Here is a 17,971-nt window from a genome sequence, read left to right as displayed (position 1 = left end):
GCTCCGGTCAGAAGGGCCAGACGCCCTTGAGCGCGTCCTTCCAGCCGAGGTCGGCCTCCTTCTTCCAGGACTCCTTCGGGACGCAGACGGGCCCGCCGATCCAGCTCTCCACCCAGGAACCGAGGTTGACGGTCCAGCAGTTCGGGGCGGGGGTGGGAGTGGGTGTGGGGGTGGGCAGGGGTACGGGCGTGGGCTCGGGCACGGGGGTCGGCGCGGGCTTGGGCTCGGGCTGCGTGGGGGTGGGAGTCGGGGTCGGGGTGGGGGTCGGCGTGGGCTCCGGTTCCGGCTTCGGCTGCGTCGGGGTCGGGGTGGGAGTCGGGGTCGGCGTCGGGGTGGGTGCGGGTTTGGGCTCGGACTGCGTCGGGGTCGGGGTGGGCGTGGGAGTGGACGTCGGGACCGGAGTCGGCTGCGTCGCAGTCGGGGTCGGAGTCGGGGTCGGCTGCGTCGGAATCGGCGTCGCCTCGGGCTTCGGCTCCGGCTGCGTGGGCTCCGTCGGAACGGGCTCCGTGGGCGTCGGCTCCGTGGGCTGCGTCGGCACGGGCGTCGGCTCCGGCTGCGTCGGGAGTTCCGGCTCCTTCCCGTACAGCATCTGACGGAACACCAGCGAGGAGCGCGGGTTGTCGTCGCACTGCCAGACGCCGTGCGGGCAGTAATCGGTGATCGTGTGGTACAGCGGCTTGTGCTGATTCATCCATTCGAGCATCCGGCGCATGTATTCCGGATTGTCGCCGTTCCGGAAGAGGCCCCATTCCGGATAGGAGATCAGTTTTCCGTGCTCGGCGGCGAATTCGACCTGCTTCCGGAGGCCGTACGGCTCGTTGACGTGCTCGTCGAAACTGCTCCCCGGCGGCTGGTCGTACGAATCCATGCCGATGATGTCGACGACGCCGTCGCCCGGGTAACACTCGGTCCACGGGACGGCGTCGCGGCCGCGGCTCGGGTTGAAGTCGAAGCGGAACGCCTGGCCGGGGACGGACCGCATCGCGGCGACGATGCGGTTCCAGTACGCCTTCCAGGCCTCGGGGTCGGGGCCGCACCGGTGGGTGTAGGTGGTGCCGTTCATCTCCCAGCCGAGGACGAGGACGGTGTCGTTCGCGTTCAGCTCGACCAGGCGCCGGGCGAGGGTCCTGAAGTGGTGGTCGTAGGCGCCGGACGCGCCGAGCCGGAGCAGGCGGCGGACCTCGGCGTCGGGGACGCGGGCTTCGTTGCGCTCCATCATGGGGACGTTGAGGACGAAGAGGCGGTCGGCCTTCTCGTTGCGCCAGTCCGCCCAGGCGTCGAGGAAGCCCGGGGGGCCCTCGATGTTCTTCCAGCGGTCGCCGGGCAGATAGGTGTGGCCGACGCGGAGTTCGCGGCCGCCGAGCCAGCGTTCGAGCTCGGCGATGCGGGCGACCCCGTACGCGCCCGAGGAGAGGAAGGCGCCCATGGCACCGGCGACCGAGGGCGCGGGTTCCCGCGCCTCCCGCGTCCTCCCCGTCCCTTCCGCCTCCCGTTCCGTGGCGGATTCGGCGGCGCCGGCGGGGGGCGACAGCGCGAGGGAACCCGAGGCGAGAAGGCCGGCGGTGAACACCCCCAGCCACGCTCTCGAACTTCTCCGACATGCAGCTTTCATGGCCGCTCCTCCGCGTCGTGCGCCAGGTGATGGATCGTCAATCCGATGTTCTGAAAGTATTCCTAATAAGCCGTCCGTGAACTCGGCTTTCCTCTGCTCGCTAGTCCATTAGAGGATTTGATCGCCCGGTTGGTGCACCGAGACGAAGGGCACGACGTGCCGAGTTTTGACACCCGCGTCCCGGCCGTCCTCGTGCGGCTCGACCGGAACCCCTTTCACCACGGCACCCTCGGGGCGGTCCGTTCCCTGGGCCGGGCGGGAATTCCGGTCCACGCCGTCGTCGAATCGCGGACGAGTCCGGTGGCCCGCTCCCGCCACCTCCGGTCGGCCCGCCCCGGCCCCGCCGCCGCCACCTCCGCCGAGCTGGCCGACTTCCTCCTCCGGGTCGGGGACGAGGTCTCCGACGGGCCCTCGGCCTCCCTGGTCGCCGTCCCGCTGGACGACGTCACCGCGCTCGCCCTGGCCCGCCGCCGCGCCGAACTCGCCCCGCGCTTCCTGCTGCCCGAGCAGACCGAGGCGCAACTGCTGCGGGTCGCCGACAAGGCGGCGCTCGCCGAGACCTGCGCGGCCCTGGGCCTCCCCCACCCCCGTACCGCGCTCCCCACCGGCGCCGACGAGGCCGCCGCCATGGCCTGGGCGCTCGGCCTGCCGGTGGTCGCCAAGTGGAGCAGGCCCTGGCTGCTGCCGGCCGGCGCCGGGCTGCGCAGCACGTCGATCGTGCGCTCGCTCGCCGAGGTCCGGGAGCTGTACGCCCGCTCCCCGGAGGCCGGCAGCCGCCTGCTGCTCCAGGAACTCCTCCCGGCCGGCCGCGACCTGGACTGGTTCTTCCAGGGGTACGTGGACTCCGCGGGCCGCTGCCCGACCGGCGCGACCGGCCGCAAGGAGCGCGCCTGGCCCACCGGGGCCGGGCTCACCGCCACGGGCCGCTGGACGGTGAACCCGGCCGTGGACCGGACGGCCCGCGCCCTGCTCGACGCGCTGGGCTACCGGGGCGTGTGCGACCTGGACTTCCGGCTCGACCGGACGACCGGCGCGTACCACCTGCTCGACTTCAACCCCCGGCCCGGCGCGCAGTTCCGGCTCTTCGCCGACCAGGACGGCCTGGACGCGGTCCGGGCGCTGCACCTGGACCTCACCGGGCGCCCCGTACCCCCTCCCTCCCCCGCGTACGGGCGCCGGTTCGTGGCCGAGAACTACGCGCTGCTCTCGCTGCTCGCCGTCCCGCGCCGGAGGTACGCGGCCGAGACCGGCGGGGTGCGGCGGCGGACCGAGTGGGCGTGGTGGGCGGCCGACGACCCGCTGCCCGCGCTGGTCATGGGCCGCACCTGGCTCGCCCACCTGCTGCGCAAGGCCCTGGCGGCGCTGCGCGGGCGGTGGGCGTCCGGCGGGGCGCGCCCGGCGGCCGCCACCGGGCCTCCGGCGCCGCGCGGGGCGCCGGAGGACTCCTCCGACCGGCTCACCCCCCGCTGAACGCGGTGGCGGCACGACGAAGGGCCGGCCCCGGGGAGCGCGTGCTCCCGGGGCCGGCCCCGTGCCTGTCCGCGTACCGCGTCGGGTCAGTCGTTGACGCAGACGTTGCCGAAGGCCGGGTTCAGCAGCGCGATGACGTTCACGCTGTTGCCGCAGACGTTGACCGGGATGTGGATCGGGACCTGGATGACGTTGCCGGACAGGACGCCGGGCGAGCCGACGGCCGCACCCTCCGCGTCGGCGTCCGCGAAGGCGGGCGACGCCACACCCATGGCCAGGACGATTCCGGCGACGACGGCCGCAGCCTTCTTACAGTTCATTTCGTCTGGATCCTTTCCTCGGCGGAAGAATTCTCACGGATCTCGTGATGCCCGGGGAGGGAAGTTCCCCGGCCTCCGCTGTACACAACACAACGAACATCCCGCACAAAGGAAACCGGAATAACTCCGGAGGGGATTGTTTCACCCCATTGCCCGCACGGAACCGCTCATACGGAACAGCAGCGGATGCGCACGGAACGGTTCCGGAAACGGACGGGGCCGGAAGGGAACACGGGGTTCCCTTCCGGCCCTGTCGCGGCAATCCGGTCGTACGCGCTCCGGATCAGCTGTTGCCGATGCCGTTCCCGGAGAGGACGGGGATGTCGCTGAGGAGGTGCGACAGCGGCTCGTCGCCCTTGGCCTGGGTGGAGTTCTCCGCGCACTGCTGGTTCTGCGGGGAGGACAGGACGTTGACGTCCTGGACGGTGACCGGGATGCCACCGATGAGGGAGCCGAGGTTGCCCTTGACCGGAATACCGAGGCAGGGCTTGTTCAGCGAGCCCTGGACCAGGGTGAGCTGCGGGCTCTGGTCGCCCGCGGTCTCCGAGTTTCCGAACGCCTGGGAGGCGCCGTTGCCGCTGAGCGAGGTGGTGCCGCCGTCGTCGGCGATGGCCAGCGCCGGGGAGGCCGCCGCGGCAGAAGCGCCGACGACGGAGGCCGTAACAGCCGCAGCCGCCACAATCTTCTTGATCACGGTGATTCCGTTCCTGTTCCCACCAATCGACCTGATTGATGCGACCGGCTCAACTGCCGTCGGAGGGTTTGGTTCCGGCCCTTCACCCGTTCGACTGGGGCCCCGTTTCGCGCTGCCGCGCGCGCTCCGCCAAGAGGGTGACACGGCGGAACCCCGGCGTCCGGCTCCCTGTTGATCGGGTGGCTCCCTGCACGGAGCCGGTTCTATGAAGGGAACTCCCGTGTTCAAGAAGGTTATGGCCACTGCGGCCGCGGCCGTCTCCATCGCCGCCGTGGCCTCCCCGGCGCTCGCCATCAGCAACGACGGCGGCACCACCTCGCTCAGCGGCAACGGTGCCACCCAGGCGTTCGGCAACTCCGCCACCTACGGCAACATGAGCCCGCAGATGGCGCTGGTCCAGGGCTCGCTGAACAAGCCCTGCATCGGCCTGCCGGCCAAGGTCAACGCCGGTTCGCTGATCGGTCTCATCCCGATCACCGTCCAGGACGTCAACGTCCTGTCGTCCCCGCAGAACCAGCAGTGCGTCGAGAACTCCACCCAGGCGAAGGGCGACGAGCCGCTGTCGCACATCCTGGAGGACATCCCGATCCTGTCGGGCAACGGCGTCGGCAACAACTGACGTTCGCGTCCACGCGTCAGGGGCCGCTCCCGAGGGAGCGGCCCCTTTCGCTGCTCGACTTCCGTCTCTCGGCCTTCACCCCTCGGCCCTCGCTGCTCGGCCTTCACTCCTCAGCGGGGCCAGACCGGGGCCGCCATCAGGCGCTCCCACTCGCGGTCCGGCATCCCCGGCACCGCGCGGCCCGCCTGCGTCCACTGCGTCACCAGGGCGGAATAGACCGGGAAAGGGGTGCGGTCGGCGGGGGTCGGGTCGCTCACGTACCGGCTCTTCGGAATGAAGGCCATCCGTTCCCATTTACCGGGGTCCGGCGCCATCTTCGCTCCTTCCGCTGCGATTCCCGCATCATTACACAAAGGCCGCGGGAGGGTGATTCACCCTCTTCATGTCGCGTCGCGCACCTGTGTGCGAGCGGGTCGAAACACGGTGCGGGCAGTCGAAAAGTGGCGCGGGCGAGGGGATTTCGCTCATCTGCTCGTAGTCCGTCCGGTGGACTTCCCGGAACCTCCGGGATTTTGACCGGTTGATCAGTGCGGCCCGGCAATCGGCGGGCCAGTATCCGAAAGGCCTGAACTGATGAAGAAGCTGTTCGCTACGGCTGCTGTGGCCGCGTCCGTCCTCGGCGTGACGGCGACGGGTGCCGGGCAGGCGCTCGCGATCGCCGACGACGGGGGCACCACCTCGCTCAGCGGCAACGGTGCCAGCCAGGTGTACGGCAACTCCGCGACCTACGGCAACATGAGCCCGCAGCTGGCGCTGGTCCAGGGCTCGCTGAACAAGCCGTGCGTGGGCCTGCCGGCCAAGGTCAACGCCGGTTCGCTGATCGGCCTCGTCCCGATCACGGTCCAGGACATCAACGTCCTGTCCTCCCCGCAGAACCAGCAGTGCGTCGAGAACTCCACCCAGGCCAAGGGCGACGAGCCGCTGTCGCACATCCTCAGCGACATCCCGGTCCTGTCGGGCAACGGCGCCGGCAACGGCTGAGCGACCGGCCCCGGTTCCGGAGCGGCCCCGCCGCCCCTCTTCGGAGGGGTGGCGGGGCCGTCCCCGTTCCGGGGCCCTTCTCAGAGCTTCCGGCGCAGCGCGTCCGGGTCGGTGACGGGGGCGTCGCAGGTGAAGTGGCGGCAGACGTACGCGGCGGGTCCCCCGGCCACCAGCGGCCGGTCCTCCAGGAGGGGGAACTCCTCGCCGCCGGGGGCGCCGGCGGCGAGGACGGCGCCGGGGGCGGTGGCGAGGAGGGCGGTACGGCGCAGCTCCCGGAAGGCCTCGTCGCCGGGGTCGCCCACGACGGCGATCTCGCGGGGGCCGTCGAGGAGGGCCTCGGCGACGGCCAGGCCCCAGCCGATGAAGCGGGGCGCGCGCGGGCCGAGGGCCTTGACGACGCCGAGGGCCCCTTCGGCGGCGGCCCGGTGGGCCTCGGAGCCGGTGTGGGCCGCGTACGAGAGCAGGGCTCCGGCGGCGGCGGTCCAGCCGGACGGGGTGGCGTTGTCGGTGGGGTCCTGGGGGCGCCGGATGAGGACCTCGGCGTCGTGGGCCGTGTCGTACAGGGCGCCGCCCTCGGCGGTGAAGCGGTCGAGGACGAGGTCGAGGAGGAAGCCGGCGAACTCCAGCCAGACGCCCTCGCCGGTGACGGCGGCGAGGGCGAGGAAGCCCTCGGCGACGTCGGCGTAGTCCTCCAGGACGCCCGCGTTGGCCCCGGCCCGGCCGTCCTTGGACGTACGGGTGAGGCGGGCGCCCTCGTCCATGTGGACCCGGACGAGCAGGTCGGCGGCCTCGGTGGCGCGCTCGACCAGGTCGGGACGGTCGAAGAGGGCGCCGGTCTCGGCGAGCGCGGCGACGGCGAGGCCGTTCCAGGCGGCGACGACCTTGTCGTCCCGGCCCGGGCGCGGGCGCTCGTCGCGGGCGGCGCGGAGCCGGTCCGCGATCGAGGCGATCCGCCCGGCGTCGGCGACGCCCGTGTCCTGCGGGAGCTGGAGGACGGAACTGCCCTCCTCGAAGGTGCCGTCCTCGGTGACGCCGTAGTGGGCGGCGGCGACGGCGGCGTCCTCGGGCCCGAGGACCTCGGCGAGCTGCCCGGGGGTCCAGACGTAGTAGGCGCCCTCGACGTGCCTTCCGGTGCCGTCGTCGGAGTCGGCGTCGAGCGCGGAGGCGAAGCCGCCCTCGGGGGTGCGCAGTTCCCGTACCAGGAAGTCGGCGGTCTCCAGGGCGACCCGGCGGGCCAGGTCGCTGCCGGTGGCCTTCCAGAGGTGCGCGTATACCCGGCAGAGCAGGGCGTTGTCGTAGAGCATCTTCTCGAAGTGCGGGACCGTCCAGGTGCGGTCGACGGCGTAGCGGGCGAAGCCGCCGCCGAGCTGGTCGTAGATGCCGCCGCGGGCCATCGCCTCGCAGGTGTTGGAGGCCATCTGGAGGGCGCCCTCGGAGCCCGTGCGGGCGTGGTGGCGGAGCAGGAACTCCAGGACCATCGACGGCGGGAACTTGGGCGCGCCGCCGAAGCCGCCGCGGGTGGCGTCGTACTCGCGGGTGAGGCCGAGCAGGGCCTGCGCGAGGTCCTCCTCGCCGGGGACGCCGTCGCCGCCGTACGCGAGGGAGCGGCCGGCGAGGTCCTTGACGATCCGCTCCGCGACCTCGTCCACCTCCCCCCGCCGCCCGGCCCAGGCGTCCCGGACCCCCACCAGGACCTCACCGAAGGAGGGCATCCCGTGCCGGGGCTCGGGCGGGAAGTACGTCCCGAAGTAGAACGGCGCGGCATCCGGCGTGAGGAAGACGGTCATCGGCCATCCCCCCTGCCCGGTGGCCGCCTGCACGGCCTCCATGTAAACGGCGTCGACGTCCGGCCGCTCCTCCCGGTCGACCTTGACGGCGACGAAGTTGTCGTTGACCAGGGCGGCGGTGGCGTCGTCCTCGAAGGACTCGTGGGCCATGACGTGGCACCAGTGACACGCGGAGTAACCGACCGACAGCAGAACGGGCACATCGCGCCGCTTCGCTTCCTCGAACGCCTCGGGCCCCCACGGCCACCAGTCGACCGGGTTGTCAGCGTGCTGAAGCAGATACGGGGAGGTCACACCAGCCAGCCGGTTCATACGGTCCAGCCTCTCACAGCGGCTGACGCGGCCGGTGAAAGCGGCGCGAGCCCCCCGGTGTTCCGCCGAACCGGGCGGCCCGGCAGCCCCCGACAGTAGGCTGGGCGCAACAGCACCTGCCCTGTCGAGGCTCCTCGAAGGAGGTACACCATGTCCGCCGAGATGGTGGCGCCCGCGTGGATGCACACGCAGATCAGCGCGGAGCAGTACGACTCCTGGTCCGAGGAGCAGTGCGCCGGCATCGAGGTCGTGGACGGGATGGTCGTCGTGAGCCCGAGCGCCTCGAAGCGGCACAACCGGCTGGCCCGGGTCCTGGCCAATGCCCTGGACGCCGCCGCAGGCCCGGAGTGGAACGCGGACACGGACTTCGACGTCCGTCTGCAAGACGTTCCGCTCACCAACCGCCGTCCGGACGTCATCGTCTACCGGGCGGACACCATCGACCTCACACCCACCCGGCCCGAGCACGTACTCCTGGTCGTCGAGGTCGTGTCACCCGGCTCGGAGACGACGGACCGGATCGTGAAGGTGGACCAGTACGCCAAGGCGGGCATCCACTTCTACTGGCGCGTTGAACAGGCCGCCACCGGCGTCCCGATCGTCTACACCTACGTCCTCGACCCCGCCACCAAGGCCTACAGGGACGGCGAGATGTTCACCGGCGCGATCAAGACTGCCGCTCCGTTCCCCGTCACTGTCGACCTCGGAACCACCTGAAAGGGGAAAGAGCTCACGTCTGCATCGGCGCTCCTCGCCTCAGGGTGGTGCCGTGACTGACGGCGGACCGGACCGTGGTGGTCACGGTACTGATCGCCTATGCCATCCCGGTCGACGCCCCTCCCTTGCGTCCGCCAACCCCTGAGGCTCAGGCCGCCCTCGACAGGCTTCTTGCAGAGTCCACCCTGCTCATGGGAGTTCCCGGGCTATACACGTCGAAGCGCCCATAGTCATGGAGCGTGCCTCTTTGAGGGTAAAGACATGTGCGAGCGACCTTGACTTTCAGGTGAGATCATCGGCCTCGCACCACCGGACGAGATTACCCACCTTCATTCCTACGCAGCCTCCCTGATCACGTACTTGCGCATCCCAGATGACGGCCGGAGGCATCACTGCAGGAAGCAGCAAAGATAATCGTGGGCGCTCGGCAAGGACGTCGCATGCGCGGCAGCCAGGATCTGGACGAGCTCCACCAGCACACGAACGTACCCTCCGACGGTCGACTGCGGCCGGACAGCAAGGCGCTGCACCAGGGAGCACCGCACGGCACATGGGAGCCACCAGCAACGCGGCCGGTGAGGGGTCTATGGGCAACAGAAATCTGGGCATTTCATATCCTGGCAGCCGCTTGGAAGCGATTGACCATCGGCCACAGTAATCAATCTCACCAACCCCAGAAATGCAGACAAAATTACAATACCTCTATTGGCGGAGAGGTTTAGTGTCGACTTCACCTGGATACCTTGCGGACCACACCATGGAGGACAGGGATGTACGCATCAATCGTGACGGCTGGAGCCGGTGTCGCAATCGCGATCATGGTCTTCTGGATGAATCACCGAGGTGAAGTTCGCAGATCTCTCAGAAAGGAACGGATCAATTGGGTTAGTAGCCAGCTAAAAGACCTATACGGCCCGCTTCTCGTTTTGGCGGAAACTAACGAAAGAGCATGGAGAGAATACCGCAGCACATACTTTCCATTCGATCCGGAAGAATCGCCAGAGCGCTCGCTGACCGAGTCGGTGTCGACGCGTTGGCACGTGTGGGTTAAGACGGTATTCGCCCCAAGGGCCCAACAGATAAGAGAAATCGTCACCACTCGCGGAGATCTCATTATTGAAAGAGAGATGCCGTCTGTGGTAATTGACTTCTGCGCCCATGCAGCGACCTACGATGCCCTATTGGCCGACTGGGAAACCGTTGCCGTCAACGATTCTACGTTGATCCGTCACCCGGGAAGCGGTTTTCTATCGTACGTGCGCGAATCTTACATCACGCTCAAAGTCGAGCAAGAGGAACTGCTGAAATCAAACCGACGCCCATGACAACTTGGCCCTTTGACAGTGAGTTGCTGAAGAGAAGAGCTCCCTCATGAAAGTGTTCTTGAGTTGGTCCGGAGAGCGCTCCAGAAAAGTTGCCGAAGCTCTCAAGCACTGGCTTCCGGATGTTATCCAAGAGATTGATCCATGGGTCTCAAGTCAAGACATCGCCAAAGGCGGTAGGGGGATGGATGAGCTCGCCCACGAACTTGCCACAACGGATTTCGGGATTATTTGCGTGACTCCCGAGAACAAGGCATCGACGTGGATCAACTTCGAAGCAGGGGCACTTGCAAAACAATTTGAGATTGCACATGTCACCCCGTTCCTCATCGACATGAAGATTACAGACCTAACCGGACCGCTATCCAAGTTCCAGGCAACCGTAGGGGGAAATCGGCAAGACGTCCGGAAGCTCATTGGCGACCTGAACAAGGCATCATCCGGGCGAACGGTTTCGGAGGACCGCCTTGAACGATCATTCACGCGAAGTTGGCCCGAATTGGAAAGTGCCCTCCAGGAGGCCCAAAAAGTGCCCCTCCCAGAAGGTGTGCGAAATCCAGCTGAACGGTCTGAGGCGGAGATGCTTGAGGAAATTCTACTGCTGGTTCGAAAACTAGAATATCGTGGAGTGAGCCTAGAAGGGGAAGTGAATCAAGCAGAGGAAAAGCTGTCGCGCAGCCGACGCATCAGCGAAGATGAGTTCATCCAGGCATCATTTACGAAAATCGGATGGCGGGTAACTAAGTCCTCATGGGGAAATACCGAGGTGAGTATTACTGCACGACACCCGACAGACGGTAGCGCATTTTTGTCACGCGCTTTCATTGAACGTTTGGCCAAGTCTCTAAGCAGACCTGTGGTCGTAATGAACGAGTCAGGGGACGCACTATTCCGCAGCAGCGCTGGCCTACCTTAGTGTGCTTGCCATCGATTCATCGGTCGAACTTCTCTTCTACAGGCATCGGCATGTTCTCTGTCTTCTTGAAATTCAGTTTCTCGACCTTCTCTTCCTGAACCCACGCATTCCACGCTTTAATGTAAATTGCCACTTGCTCACGCATGGTATATCGACGCTTGGCACCCCTCTTCTTCATATGAGGGACCTTGGTCAGAGCAAGCCGCGGATCTCCAACTTCAAGGTTTGCGCCTGAGGTTAGTCCGTCAATCCAACTTTCCGCCTTCACTGCAGGGGCCGCCTCAGTCGTGACAAAATATCCCACCGCCATTCCGGTTTGACTAGCAAATACATGCTTAGAAATCTCACGGCCCATCGCCACTGCATCTCGATACATTCCGCTATCCTCGTTATAGGCCGCAAGAATCCGACCGTTCGCGATTCGAGCCCCATTGCCACTCCATGAGGAATCTGGCATGTTTTTAAACAGAATAACGTGGCGAATCGTGGAGTAAAGCACGGGCAGATACTTCTCACCGGTGGAAGAAAGAGTGTCCACGCCGCTTCGACGCTTCCCGGTATCCAGGACAGGAAAGGCCGTTCTCGGAAGTCCTTCAAAAACGTAAATCCACACTGCGACGCCAGCCTTGATGACGGCATTCAATCGGTGCTGTCCGTCAAGTAGAAATCCAGTATCAAGGGGCCCATCGAGGGCAATTCCCTGATGTGTCAACTGCCACTCTCCGCGGATAATTGAATCAGCCAAGAAATCTACTTGCCCCCAGTCCAAGCGACGATTTACTACTGTTCGAGACAGCAGGATCTCCGCCATCCCTGGAGTGACTTGAACGAGGCGGGGCGTGGGCGCATCCAGAGGAAGCCCGCTATCGATGACCATTCCAAAAGCCTACTGGACTTGACTACGAAACGTCACCGAACAGGTAGATTGATCGATGATGAACGTTTACATTCAAAAATCGATCACTGCAGCCAAGTTCGCTTCAGTGGAAAGCCACTGAACGAAACGCTTCCCGTCCGATGCGGCAATTTTCTAGAATGCTAAGAAGTCATCGCATTTGGGGGATTCGGTGGTCTGTGAGTCATGGTGGGGATCGTTGAGCGGCGGGTGCCGGACGAGTTGTGGGAACTGTTCCAGCGGGTGGTGCCGGAGGCGCCGTCGCGGCCGCAGGGCGGGGGCGTCGACACGGCGACCGGGAGGTGCTGGCCGTGATCGTCCCCTCGTAACTACGTCGGGTTGTACCTGGCAGCAGTTACCTTCAGCGTCGTTCGGCCCGTCCTGGGCGACCGTCCGCCGGCGGTTTCTCGGAGTGGTCGAAGGCCAGGGTCTAGGCCAAGCTCCACCGCCTGGTCCTTGACGAACTCGGCGCCCGAGGCGAGATGGACTGGTCGCGCTGCGCGATCAACTCGGTGAACATGCAGGCCCTGAAAAGGGGGACCTGACAGGCCCGAACCCTGTCGACCGGGGCAAGTACAGCTCGAAGATCGACCTGATCGCGGAACGATCAGGTGCCCTATCCGTCGGCATCTCCGGGGCCAACCTGCACGACAGCCAGGCCCTGATCCCGCTCGTGAAGGGCATCCCGCCCATCCGCTCACGCCGCAGCCGACGACGGCGTAATCCCGGCAAACTTCACGCCGACAGGGACTACGACTACGCCCACCTGCGGCGATGGTGACGTGAACGCGGCATCGCCCGCAAGGGAGCCGAGCCCTCGCAACGGCTGGCCCGCCACCGCTGGACCGTGGAATGCACCATGGCCTGACTCGCCGACTGCCGCCGCCTCCACCGAGGCTACGAACGCAAGGCTGATCGCTTCCTCGCCTTTACCAGTACCGCCTGCCCCTGATCTCCCGCCGCAGGCTCGCCAAATGAGATGGCTCTTTGATGGCAACCATCCCCTCCGCAGCGGCAGTTAGCTTGGGAAAACTACCGGCCAGACGCAGCGCAGTGTCGTCTGTTGCAGCGCAAAGAGGCGGTTACTCTCAGCCAGGCGGTGCGACGGCCTGCGGGTGGTGGAGCGCTGCCGGTCGGGCTGACCAGCTCTGCGGGAAGCCCGACCTCGGCTGAACCACCCCGGACTCACACAGTCGCGACCACGAAAACTGCCCCAGTCCCAGTGGTGCCGTGCGCGCGGGCCGCAGTTTACGGCTCCGTGCCGCTACTACTCGGCAGCGACAGCGGGTGAGCTGTCCTCCAGGAGCTTGGCGGATGGTGGTGTACTTCTCTGGCCCCCACTCGGGCGAGGCGTCCAACTCGGCCTCTACCCAAGCGTTGATGCTTGCGTCCGGCTGCTCATCGTATGTGTCCATGCGGCTACCTTCTGGCAACACCCCAGGGTAGGACTACCTGGTTGTGTAAGTTCACTGGCACCAGTGACACGCGGAGTAACCGACCGACAGCAGCACGGGCACATCGCGCCGCTTCGCTTCCTCGAACGCCTCGGGTCCCCACGGCCACCAGTCGACCGGGTTGTCAGCGTGCTGAAGCAGATACGGGGAGGTCACACCAGCCAGCCGGTTCATACGGTCCAGCCTCTCACAGCACTTGGCGCGACCGGCGAAACCCCCATCGACTCGTCTCGCTCGGCCGAATTGCGCTTACGCCGCTTTCCGCAACCTTGCCGCCCGTACAACCCGCCTGGGCAATCCAATCGTTGAGGCAGCTAGCCGGGCGCACTGCGGCGAGCCTCACAGGGAACCTCCGCAGAGACACTCTGTGACCGCCGGGAGATGACGTCCATGTGGACGTGCACACGGATCACTGCAAAACAGTACGTCGGCGTTGGCTTCCTGGACGGGGTGGTCACCATGAGTCCGCACGCCCCCAGCAGAACGACCGACCGGCCCCCCAAACCCTGGCCAACACACTGGATGTCGCTGTGGGGCCGGGCCGGAAGGTCGAGACGGACCCCGACGTTCGTATGCAGAACGTTTCACTCACCCTCCGGACCACGAAGGTGAGTCAGCACGCTGAAGAGAGGGGCCACTGCACTTCAACCCGTGCACAGTCGATAACTTCAAGGCCTATGGACAACGTCGGGCGTGGACCTGTCACCCACGGATGGCCAGGGCGCCCAACGCAGTGTTTCACCCTGCAGAGACGCAGACCCCCTCGACCACTTGAGGCCCGTGACGACGTGAATCGCCAGGGCCCGCACCTTTCACAGTCGCGTAAAAGCTAACAGCGCCTAAGCTCCTTGATTTACAAGAGAGTTGATTCATAAATCTAAGCTTTCGTGGAGTTTGCCAGACCTGACGGAGAGAGGGTGACAGACGTCCAGGCGCACGACGGGCCGAACAACACCACGCCAACAACTTCGTTCCATTTAGCCTTCGTTGACTGAATGCACACTACCCAGAACAGTTAAAGCCACTGCGTGGCATCCGAATTGGCAGCACGATCGGCACATGGGGTGAGCTTCGGTGATGAGTAACCGCCAGCCATGGTTCGCAGGTCGATCAACTCCCGGGTGAGGCCACATGCCCTCAGACCGGTACACACGTGTGCGCTGGTCCCGGCTATGCAATCTGCATTGACCAGAGCACACTCGCGACGAAGCCTGTCAAGTCGAGATGACCCAAGCAGGACGCTTCACCACACGAGCACATGCATGGATCCGGAACGCTGCAACATGTGAAGGCACCGAAGGAAGCCCCTATGACAGCGAAAGGTGCCGTCACTGACATGCGAGCCACCGAAACAAGCACGGCAACCAAGGGCGCCCTCACCATCCTGAAGCATGTCTTCATGCCTCGCTGACCTGCTGGTACGTACGGTCACACGGAATCCCCGTCAAGCCGTCAATGGCTGCACCCCCACAGCTGCACTGGCCGTGTCGCTCATCCCTGAAAGCAGCTGACTCTGCTTTGCTGTCTTCAGAAAACAGCAAGATCGTCTGTAGGAGGGAGGCAGATGAGCCAGCCACGGAAAAAAAGGGAACAAAGCGCGTTGCGTCACCAGCTCCCCACAGTGCGCACGCGCCAACCGGATCAATTGAAGGTCGCGCTCGCTGTCGGGCGTCATATGGGCGTCTTCACGAGCCGACAGCTGGAGGTGCCCGGCGTTTCCGATCATCGAAAAGGACTGGTGATCGCGTTTCTACATTCTTGCGGCTTGCTGATGCGTGGTGGCGGTCGGGGCATCTACCGTGCTACGCCGGCAGCACGCAGGATCGCGGAAGCCTGGGAACGCAGCGAGACGCTCGGACGTCGCGAGCTGGCGATCGTGTTGGACAGCACCTGGTTCGCCGCAATCGCTCGTGAGACGCTCGGGGAACATGGTGGGCAGCGCGCCGATCTGGCAAATCGCCTGCTGGTAGCCGCCCGCGCACCGGAGGATCGGCGCGGTGAGGTGGAGATCCTCATCATGTGGCTGCTGGAAGCTCGGCTGCTCGTTCCTGTACGTGAGGGATACGTCCGCTGGAATGCCGAAGCCCGTGTCACTGCATCCACTGAAGCGGCAGATACGGCAACGGCAGTAGAGCTGAAGGAGGACGTAACCAGCGCCAGCGATGGCGAGCAGATCTTCAACCATGCTTTCGCCGCCGAGTCATCGGAAACAGCGCATCAGGTGGGACCCGAGGCCATCGACCCCAAGCGCAGCTCACACGGCGCGGATGCCAGTCGGGCGACGGCAACGGATCCTGTGGTCGACTCACCCCCGAACTCTGCCCAGTGTGATCCGGATAGCCAATCGGATACCGCTGCCTCGTTCGAGGAAACTCCATCAGAACCTCTTCCTGACTACCCCCATACCACGGTCGGCCGGGCCGGGATCACCGAGGACGAGATGCTCGACAGCGAAGACGCCCCCGACGCCCAGCCGACGCCGGACGACGGATCCCTCTTGCGGGTGGATGCGATCCCGCCACAGGCAGCCCGGAGCGTTGACGCCCAGACAGCTCAGCCGATGTCGCAGCTGACAGAACTCGTCCACTTGGGCGAACTCGCCGGGCGGCCCATCATGCTGCATGAATTGCTTCAACTCAGCGAAGAGGAGCTGCTCTCCATGTATCGGGGACTGCGCCGCTTCGTCGACGTCACTACAGGCGCCAAGGGCATCAAGCTCTAGATCCGCGCTCGCGGCCGTCGCGAAAAGAAGCAGCCCCAAAAGCGGGGCCCTGGCGGTGAAGAGGTCCAATTCTGCCCCCGCCAGGGCCCTTCCGTTCACCCACCCACGTAGGGACACCGTCCCAGAAGGGGGCTTCAGTATGCCCTCATCAAAATCGAGAGCCGTCCACCAGGGTAGTAAAAACCCGCTCCGGAACCAAGGCGACTCACACCATCGGGCACACCTTTCGCGCTTTCTGCCGAGCAGCCTGTCTACCATTGGCAGCGCGCGCCGCTCAGAAGGAACGATGCGTCGAGTGGCACCCGCGGTTTGGGCTGCCTGCGTCACCCTGGTCGATTTTCCGAGACGAAGCTGTCGGCACCTCTCCCGGTACGGGCGTAGCCCCTCAGCCGTTACCGGCCGACCAAAGCTCAGTACTCAGGGCCCACTTCGATGTTCGAGCCCATCCGAGGAGACACGACTCCTGCGCACGGGCACGGTGCGGAAGGTCACGGCACGACGCTCATGCCCTCATCACGCTCGAACCAGAGGGTGGCAGGCGAGCTCGGCTTCCACGTCGACCTGCGGTCCGCCCTCCTCGAACCGGCCGAGTCGCTATCGCCTCCGCTGCCCTGGGAGAAAACGTCCCGAGGCTGGCCGTCCTGCTCAGAACCGCTCGGGCGCCTGGGTGCTGCCGTGGATGTCGGTCGCCGGATTCCTTTCGGCCGTGACCGGTCTGCTCGCATATGCACTTGCCAGCCGTTCCGGTGTCCCGACAACAGCTGCGTGGATCGCAGGCATCGCCGCCTCCGCGGCAGCTGCCAGGATCCTCCTCGCCATGCCTGCGGCAATCAAAGCGTTGAAGGACCTGCGGTCCTGATATCTCTCGTCGCCGCGCAAACAGACGCAGCCTCTGCGGCCGGGACGACGGTGAGGCCAGTCCGTACTACGGACTGGCCTCACCGGTCTGTTAATCAGGTAGGCGGAGAGCAGTCGAAGGCGTACCAATGCCTTCATGGTCAAGGTCTGCACGTCCCAGGAGAGACGGCTTCCCACCACTGCTGAGCAGACAGGTGGTCGGCAGGTGTGGAAGGGCAGACACGTTGACCACGACGAGTCCGCGATCCGCCGTCCCTGCCTACCGTGTTCACGCTCTCGCCTCACTGCAACACGGGAATCAACACCAGGCGCCGTAAGGCATCGCGCCTGTTCGACACTTACAGATTCAGCGAGTGCGCCGGACCCGGTGACATACGGAGCGGTCGACCGGCAGAGGGACGGACAGACTGTCGAGGTCACGAACCGCTGCTGGGGCGGAGGCGGCTCGCGTCCGCGAAGACGATTCGGGGGGTGGGGCGGTCGGGGGCCTCTTCCGGGGTGCCCGGTGGGAGTACCGGGGCCAGGGCGTGGAACACCGCCTCCAGGTGCGGGTGGTCGTAGTCGGCGAGGGTTTCGGTGGCCTGGAGCAGGAGGCCGCCGGCGTGGAGTTCGTGTACCGCGTGGAAGGCGCCGGTGGCTTTCAGGGTGGCCGGGCCGCCGAGCCGGGCGGCCAGTTCAGCGGGGACGCCGGTGACCCAGGAGTAGCCGCGCAGGAGGGTTCGGGATTCGCGCAGCGCCTGGCGGTGGGGGCGTTTCAGGGACGCCTCCAGGTCGGTGGTCTCCTCGAAGGAGAGGTGGTCGATCCGCGCGAAGGCGGGGTCGGCGCCGTCCAGGGCGGTGGCGAGGAAGTCGACCAGGTGTGCGCACCAGGCGGCGTCGGCGACGCGCTCGCCGCCCCATAGCTGTACCGACAGTTCGGTGTGGCTGCCGCCGCGGCCCGCTCGTACACCGCCGATCCGGCCGGAGTCGTCGATCCAGTCGTCGCTGTCGCCGGGGGACGGCTCGTGGAAGCCCGCCGCCGCGTAGAACGGCGAGGGCCGCAGCGCGTCGGCCAGGTGCGGCCAGTGGGCGCGTACATCGCGCACACGGACCTCCCGGCCGCCGTCGATCGACTCCGTGACCAGTGCCCAGGAGTCGGAGAACTCCTTTTCCCCGGCGGGGAAGAGGAGGTCGGTCGCGGTGCGGAACCAGTGGGCGAGGAGTTCGCCGCGGGGCGCGGCGGCCTGCTCGTCGAGCGTGGCCCGGAGGGTGACGTCCGTGCTGGGGGTCTCGTCGTCCACCGGTGGTTTCCT

14 protein-coding genes and 2 pseudogenes are annotated in these 17,971 nt (G+C 66.1%); 8 read left to right on the top strand and 8 right to left on the bottom strand.

All coding sequences use genetic code 11. The annotated features are described in order from the left end of the window. Positions 1 to 7: 7 nt before the first annotated feature. Positions 8 to 1,612 (bottom strand): glycoside hydrolase family 26 protein, encoded by a 1,605-nt coding sequence (locus ACIQVI_RS15880; protein WP_403595771.1) that lies wholly within the window; start codon positions 1,610 to 1,612, stop codon positions 8 to 10. 156 nt (positions 1,613 to 1,768) lie between these two features. Between ACIQVI_RS15880 and ACIQVI_RS15875 the strand changes: the two genes are divergently transcribed. Continuing rightward, on the top strand, positions 1,769 to 3,082 hold the full coding sequence (locus ACIQVI_RS15875; RefSeq protein WP_403595768.1) for an ATP-grasp domain-containing protein: 1,314 nt from the start codon (positions 1,769 to 1,771) through the stop codon (positions 3,080 to 3,082). An 86-nt stretch (positions 3,083 to 3,168) separates the two neighbouring features. Here the strand turns inward: ACIQVI_RS15875 and ACIQVI_RS15870 are convergent, their stop codons facing one another. Continuing rightward, entirely contained in the window at positions 3,169 to 3,402 is a 234-nt protein-coding gene (locus ACIQVI_RS15870) for a chaplin (protein WP_351972214.1), read from the bottom strand. Positions 3,403 to 3,685: 283 nt separating this feature from the next. After that, positions 3,686 to 4,096, bottom strand: a complete 411-nt coding sequence (locus ACIQVI_RS15865; protein ID WP_351972213.1) for a rodlin — start codon at positions 4,094 to 4,096, stop codon at positions 3,686 to 3,688. A gap of 220 nt (positions 4,097 to 4,316) precedes the next feature. Here ACIQVI_RS15865 and ACIQVI_RS15860 point away from each other — a divergent pair, with 220 nt between their 5' ends. Then, on the top strand, positions 4,317 to 4,715 hold the full coding sequence (locus tag ACIQVI_RS15860) for a rodlin (RefSeq protein ID WP_161374238.1): 399 nt from the start codon (positions 4,317 to 4,319) through the stop codon (positions 4,713 to 4,715). Between the two features lie 110 nt (positions 4,716 to 4,825). Here the strand turns inward: ACIQVI_RS15860 and ACIQVI_RS15855 are convergent, their stop codons facing one another. Continuing rightward, positions 4,826 to 4,999, bottom strand: coding sequence for a hypothetical protein (locus ACIQVI_RS15855; protein ID WP_403595763.1), 174 nt, complete (start codon positions 4,997 to 4,999; stop codon positions 4,826 to 4,828). 289 nt (positions 5,000 to 5,288) lie between these two features. Here ACIQVI_RS15855 and ACIQVI_RS15850 point away from each other — a divergent pair, with 289 nt between their 5' ends. Then, positions 5,289 to 5,696, top strand: a complete 408-nt coding sequence (locus ACIQVI_RS15850; RefSeq protein WP_053640312.1) for a rodlin — start codon at positions 5,289 to 5,291, stop codon at positions 5,694 to 5,696. Positions 5,697 to 5,776: 80 nt separating this feature from the next. Here ACIQVI_RS15850 and ACIQVI_RS15845 read toward each other — a convergent pair whose 3' ends face one another. Continuing rightward, positions 5,777 to 7,795, bottom strand: coding sequence for a thioredoxin domain-containing protein (locus tag ACIQVI_RS15845; RefSeq protein ID WP_403595759.1), 2,019 nt, complete (start codon positions 7,793 to 7,795; stop codon positions 5,777 to 5,779). A 150-nt stretch (positions 7,796 to 7,945) separates the two neighbouring features. Here ACIQVI_RS15845 and ACIQVI_RS15840 point away from each other — a divergent pair, with 150 nt between their 5' ends. The 3 genes from ACIQVI_RS15840 (at position 7,946) to ACIQVI_RS15830 (ending at position 10,750) form a co-directional block, all read left to right on the top strand. After that, positions 7,946 to 8,512 carry a Uma2 family endonuclease gene (locus tag ACIQVI_RS15840; RefSeq protein WP_403595756.1) on the top strand — a complete coding sequence of 189 codons (567 nt, stop codon included), beginning with the start codon at positions 7,946 to 7,948 and terminating at the stop codon, positions 8,510 to 8,512. Between the two features lie 785 nt (positions 8,513 to 9,297). Next, positions 9,298 to 9,837, top strand: coding sequence for a hypothetical protein (locus ACIQVI_RS15835; RefSeq protein ID WP_403595753.1), 540 nt, complete (start codon positions 9,298 to 9,300; stop codon positions 9,835 to 9,837). 46 nt (positions 9,838 to 9,883) lie between these two features. Continuing rightward, positions 9,884 to 10,750 (top strand): TIR domain-containing protein, encoded by an 867-nt coding sequence (locus ACIQVI_RS15830; protein WP_403595750.1) that lies wholly within the window; start codon positions 9,884 to 9,886, stop codon positions 10,748 to 10,750. A gap of 16 nt (positions 10,751 to 10,766) precedes the next feature. Here ACIQVI_RS15830 and ACIQVI_RS15825 read toward each other — a convergent pair whose 3' ends face one another. Beyond that, positions 10,767 to 11,627 carry a hypothetical protein gene (locus tag ACIQVI_RS15825; protein WP_403595747.1) on the bottom strand — a complete coding sequence of 287 codons (861 nt, stop codon included), beginning with the start codon at positions 11,625 to 11,627 and terminating at the stop codon, positions 10,767 to 10,769. Positions 11,628 to 11,831: 204 nt separating this feature from the next. On the opposite strand from ACIQVI_RS15825, the pseudogene ACIQVI_RS15820 reads away from it, so the two are divergent. Next, positions 11,832 to 12,623 (top strand): annotated as a pseudogene (locus ACIQVI_RS15820) (IS5 family transposase). A gap of 494 nt (positions 12,624 to 13,117) precedes the next feature. Here the strand turns inward: ACIQVI_RS15820 and ACIQVI_RS15815 are convergent. Next, positions 13,118 to 13,273, bottom strand: a pseudogene (locus ACIQVI_RS15815) (DUF255 domain-containing protein); the annotation flags it as partial. Positions 13,274 to 14,663: 1,390 nt separating this feature from the next. Between ACIQVI_RS15815 and ACIQVI_RS15810 the strand changes: the two are divergent. Then, positions 14,664 to 15,821: a hypothetical protein gene (locus ACIQVI_RS15810; RefSeq protein WP_403595744.1), complete on the top strand. Its 1,158-nt coding sequence runs from the start codon at positions 14,664 to 14,666 to the stop codon at positions 15,819 to 15,821. Between the two features lie 1,274 nt (positions 15,822 to 17,095). On the opposite strand, the gene ACIQVI_RS15805 is transcribed toward ACIQVI_RS15810, so the two are convergent. Further along, positions 17,096 to 17,959: a hypothetical protein gene (locus ACIQVI_RS15805; protein ID WP_403595741.1), complete on the bottom strand. Its 864-nt coding sequence runs from the start codon at positions 17,957 to 17,959 to the stop codon at positions 17,096 to 17,098. Positions 17,960 to 17,971: the final 12 nt, after the last annotated feature.

This window comes from Streptomyces sp. NPDC098101 (genome assembly GCF_044760185.1).
Classification (GTDB): Bacteria; Actinomycetota; Actinomycetes; order Streptomycetales; family Streptomycetaceae; genus Streptomyces.
This window is presented reverse-complemented; position numbering and strand designations above follow the sequence as displayed.